This window comes from Sinorhizobium sp. 7-81, from assembly GCF_030124405.1.
In the GTDB taxonomy this organism is placed as follows: domain Bacteria; phylum Pseudomonadota; class Alphaproteobacteria; order Rhizobiales; family Rhizobiaceae; genus Sinorhizobium; species Sinorhizobium psoraleae.
Genome location: NZ_JASKLT010000082.1, coordinates 1 through 634 on the forward strand (window position 1 = coordinate 1; position 634 = coordinate 634).

General features: G+C 62.0%; 1 protein-coding gene. It reads right to left on the reverse strand.

All coding sequences use genetic code 11. The annotated features are described in order from the left end of the window. Positions 1-634: AMP-binding protein (locus tag QN224_RS33580; RefSeq protein ID WP_283980181.1), on the reverse strand; the 634-nt coding region annotated here is incomplete at both ends.

Consider the following 634-nt stretch of genomic DNA (forward strand, 5'->3'; position numbering starts at 1 on the left):
CGCCGATATAGAGCTCGCCGACCGCCCCGAACGGCACCGGTGCGCCATGCCGGTCGAGAAGATACACACGCGTGTTCGCAATCGGGCGGCCAATCGGAACGTTTGCCGCGATGGCGAACTCGCTCGGAATGTCATAGAAGAGGCAGCCCACAACGGTCTCGGTCGGGCCATATTCGTTCACCATCCTGGCCGTCGGCTGGAGGCGGCGCCACAATTCCACCGTTGAGGACGACAGCGCTTCACCGCCGATGACAAACGTGCCGACCTGGCTGTCGGTCGTCTCTGCCAGCAACTGCTGGCCGAGCGCATCGAGATGACTCGGGGTGACATTGACCAGCCCACACGGCGAGCCAATCCTTGTTTTGAGGCCTTCGACCTCATCTCCGTCCTTTACAAGGAGAGCATGGCCCCCACGAAGCAAAGGTGCGAACAGGCTGTTCACCGTTGCATCGAAGGCGAGTGATGAGGAGACCAGGGAAGAGGAGCTGGGCACGTAGACGTCGCAGGCCCAGGACAGATAATTGATCATTCCCCGATGCTCGACCATGACGCCCTTTGGCGTGCCGGTGGATCCGGAGGTGTAGATGATGTAGGCGAGATGGCGGGAAGTGAGGCCGAGGGCGCGGGGGTCGGG